Annotated in this window: 3 protein-coding genes; 2 read left to right on the top strand and 1 reads right to left on the bottom strand. The window is 66.7% G+C overall.

The features are described 5' to 3' along the window. Positions 1-70: 70 nt before the first annotated feature. Positions 71-1,255, bottom strand: coding sequence for a pyridoxal phosphate-dependent aminotransferase (locus tag ACFX4F_RS20950; protein WP_207761043.1), 1,185 nt, complete (start codon positions 1,253-1,255; stop codon positions 71-73). Positions 1,256-1,449: 194 nt separating this feature from the next. Between ACFX4F_RS20950 and ACFX4F_RS20945 the strand changes: the two genes are divergently transcribed. Then, positions 1,450-3,582, top strand: coding sequence for a S9 family peptidase (locus tag ACFX4F_RS20945; protein WP_380658274.1), 2,133 nt, complete (start codon positions 1,450-1,452; stop codon positions 3,580-3,582). A gap of 56 nt (positions 3,583-3,638) precedes the next feature. Beyond that, on the top strand, positions 3,639-4,061 hold the full coding sequence (locus ACFX4F_RS20940) for a YbaN family protein (protein WP_375069249.1): 423 nt from the start codon (positions 3,639-3,641) through the stop codon (positions 4,059-4,061). Positions 4,062-4,137: the final 76 nt, after the last annotated feature.

The raw sequence follows: 4,137 nt of genomic DNA, 5'->3' as shown, positions 1-4,137 counted from the left end.
GAACGGTAGCGCCGGGCCATGCCCGGCGGCTCCCTTGCCGCGCTGCGCGCTCGCCGGGCACGGCCCGGCGCTACCGGAAATGTTTCAACCCGCGCGCGATCCGCTCCACCGCCTCCTGCAACCGCGGCACTTCCTGCGTATAGGCCAGGCGCACGTGCTGGTTTGATCGATGGAAACCGAAATCCAGGCCCGGGGTGAACGCCACGTGCTCGGTCTCCAGGAAGTGCGCACAGAACGCCTGCGCGTCATCGGTGAACGCGCTGACGTCGGCGTACAGGTAGAACGCACCCTGCGGCTCCACTTCGATGCGGAAGCCCAGTTCGCGCAGGGCAGGCAGCAGGAAGTCGCGGCGCTGCTGGAAGGCCTGGCGGCGCTGCTCGAAGATCGCCATTGCCTCTTCGCTGAAACAGGCAAGGGCCGCATGCTGGGCGATGCTCGAGGCGCTGATGTACAGGTTCTGCGCCAGCTTCTCCAGGTCGGGTACCGCCGCCGGCGGCGCCACCAGCCAACCCAGTCGCCAGCCGGTCATGCCGAAGTACTTGGAGAAGCTGTTCAGCACGAACGCGCTGTCATCCACCTGCAGCACGCTCGCGGCATCCAGGCCGTAGGTCAGGCCGTGATAGATCTCGTCGACCACCAGGTGGCCGCCGCGCGCATGCAGCGACGCCGACAGTGCCGCCAGTTCATCGGCGGACAGCACGGTGCCGGTGGGATTGGCCGGTGATGCCACCAGCGCACCGACGCTGTCGCCGTTCCAGTGCTGCTGCACCAGCGAAGGGGTCAGCTGGTAGGCCGTTTCGGGGCCCACCGGTACCAGCTGCGCGCCGCCTTCCACCAGCCGCAGGAAGTGGCGGTTGCACGGATAGCCGGGATCGGCCAGCAGCCAGTGGCGGCCCGGGTCGACAAGCAGGCTGCTGGCCAGCAGCAGCGCGCCGGAGCCGCCCGGCGTGACCAGGATGCGTTCGGGGTCGATATCCAGGCCGTAGTGGCTGCGATAGAAGCCGCTGATCGCCTGGCGCAGGGCCGGCAGGCCGCGTGCGGCGGTGTAGCGGGTGTGGCCGGCGGCCAGCGCCGCCTGGCCAGCCCGCACGACCGGTTCGGCGGTGGTGAAGTCCGGTTCGCCGATCTCCAGATGGATCACATCGTGACCGGCCTGTTCCAGCGCCTGCGCGCGGGCCAGCAGGGACATCACATGGAAGGGAGCGATTTCGTGGCTGCGCCGGCTGTAGCCCGGCGTGTGGGGCAGGGTACTCATGCCCCACATGGTACGCCGGGTGCCGGGGGTCGGATCCCTTTTGCATGCAAAAGGGCTCTGACCCCAACAGGCACCGCGGCCATGACGATCCGCAGGGTTGCCGCTTCGCCGCGATTGGGGTCAGATCCCTTTTCGGGAAAAGGGATCTGACCCCGTCGAAGACCATTGCATTGAAGCGCCTGGAGCCTTATTTCATGAAATCCACTCTCTGCCTGTTGCTTGCGAGCCTGATGACCAGCACCGCTACCGCCGCCACCCCGCCCGTTCCGCCGGATGTTGAGAAGCGTCCGCACGTGGTCAAGGCGCCGTTCGGCGCGACCCGCAACGATGACTATTACTGGCTGCGCGACGACAAGCGCGAGGACAAGGCCATGCTGGCCTACCTGCAGGCCGAGAACGCCTACGCCGACCAGCTGCTGGCACCGCTGAAGCCGCTGGAGGATGCGCTGTACGGCGAGATCGTCGGCCGCATCAAGCAGGACGATGCCAGTGTGCCGGCGCGCGAGCGCGGCTACTGGTACTACAGCCGCTACGAAACCGGCCAGGACTATCCCATCCATGCGCGCCGCAAGGCCAGCATGGACGCGCCGGAGGAAGTCCTGCTCAACGTCAACACGATGGCTGCCGGCAAGGGCTATTTCAGCGTCGGCTCGATGGAGGTCAGCCAGGACAACCAGCTGCTGGCCTGGGCCGACGATGACGTGGGCCGCCGCCAGTACGTCATCCGCTTCAAGGACCTGCGCACCGGCGCGGTGCTGCCGGACACGATCACCGGCACCTCCGGCGACCTGGTCTGGGCCGACGACAACCGCACCGTGCTGTATGTCGAGAACGATCCGGAAACCCTGCTGACCGTGCGGGTGAAGAAGCACGTGCTGGGCACCCCGGCCAGCGCCGACACCGTCGTCTACGAAGAAAAGGACGACAGCTTCTACATGGGCATCGGCCGCACCCGCGACGATCGCTTCATCACCATCGGCGTGCACAGCACCGTGTCCTCTGAAGAGCGCTACGCGCCGGCCAGCGACCCGACCACGTTCACCGTGCTCGCCCCGCGCCAGCGCGACGTGGAGTACGACGCCGACCACTACGATGGCCGCTGGGTGATCCGCACCAACGATGGTGCGAAGAACTTCAAGCTGGTGACCGCACCGACCGACGCCACCTCGCGTGCGCAGTGGAAGGACTGGATCGCGCACGACGATGCGGTGTTCATCGAAGGCTTCGAACTGTTCGATACCTACACCGCCATCGCCGAACGTTCCGAAGGCCTGGAGCGCATCCGCCTGCTGTTCAAGGACGGTCGCAACGACTACGTGAAGGCTGACGAACCGGCCTATTCGATGGGCCTGGGCGACAACACCGAGGCTGACACCACCTGGCTGCGCTACGTCTACACCTCGATGACCACGCCGACCACGGTGTTCGAGCTGAACACCGCCAACGGCGAGCGTCGCCAGCTGAAGCAGCAGCCGGTGATCGGCTATGACGCCTCGAAGTACGAAACCGATCGCGTCTGGATCACCGCGCGCGATGGGGTCAAGGTGCCGGTGTCGCTGGTCTATCGCAAGGGCTACCAGAAAGATGGCACCGGCGCGCTGTTCCAGTACGCCTACGGCAGCTACGGCATGTCGATGGACCCGTACTTCAACCAGACGGCGGTGAGCCTGCTCGACCGTGGCGTGGTGTACGCCATCGCCCACATCCGTGGCGGCCAGGAAATGGGCCGCGACTGGTACGAGAACGGCAAGCTGCTGCACAAGCAGAACACCTTCAACGACTTCATCGACGTCACCCGTGGCCTGGTGGCACAGGGCTGGGCGGCGAAGGATCGTGTCGCCGCGTCCGGTGGCAGCGCCGGTGGCCTGCTGATGGGTGCCATCGCCAACCAGGCGCCGCAGGACTACCGCGTGCTGGTGGCGCAGGTGCCGTTCGTGGACGTGGTCACCACCATGCTCGACCCGACCATCCCGCTGACCACCAACGAATACGACGAGTGGGGCAACCCCGAGCAGAAGCCGTACTACGAGTACATGCTGTCCTACTCGCCCTATGACAACGTGAAAAAGCAGGCCTATCCGTCGCTGTTCGTGGGTACCGGCCTGTGGGATTCGCAGGTGCAGTACTGGGAGCCGGCCAAGTGGGTGGCCAAGCTGCGTGATGACAACACCGGCCACTTCCCGATCCTGTTCCGCACCAACATGGAAGCCGGCCACGGCGGCAAGTCCGGGCGCTTCCAGCGTTACCGCGAACTGTCCGAGTCGTATGCGTTCGTGCTGCAGCAGCTGGGCATCGAAACGCCCGCTGCCGGCGCTGCGACGGAATGACGCATCGTGGCGGCGGTGATATCGCCGCCGCCACCTGCGCTGGGTATCCTTGCGCGATGAATCTGCCCGAACCACCCGCCAGCAAGGACCTGCCAGCGCCCACCCGGCCGGTGCGGTTCCGTTGGGCGTGGTGGCTGCTGGCCTATGCCAGCCTGGGCACCGGCATCGTCGGCATCTTCGTGCCGGGGCTGCCCACCACCGTATTCATCCTGATCTCGGCCTGGGCCGCCTCGCGCGGCTCCGAGCGCCTGCACGGCTGGCTGCTGCAGCACCCGCGCTTCGGCCCGGCCATCGCCAACTGGCAGGCACATGGTGCGGTCAGCCGCTACGGCAAGTGGATGGCCACGATCACCATGGCGGTGTGTGCCGGCATCATGCTGTGGTGCGTGCCGGTGGCCTGGGTGAAGTGGTTCTCCATCGGCAGCATGACCGTGGTGGCGATCTGGCTGTGGACCCGGCCGCTGCCGCCGGCCGATTGATCTCTCCCGCCGGGCATGGCCCGGCGCTGCCAGGGGTGTCTGGTTGCGGTAGCGCCGGGCCATGCCCGGCGGATGC

The organism is Stenotrophomonas sp. YIM B13575, assembly GCF_042787595.1.
In the GTDB taxonomy this organism is placed as follows: Bacteria; Pseudomonadota; Gammaproteobacteria; order Xanthomonadales; family Xanthomonadaceae; genus Stenotrophomonas; species Stenotrophomonas lactitubi_B.
Note: the sequence above shows the minus strand (reverse complement) of the source record. Positions and strands in the feature narration are given on the sequence as shown.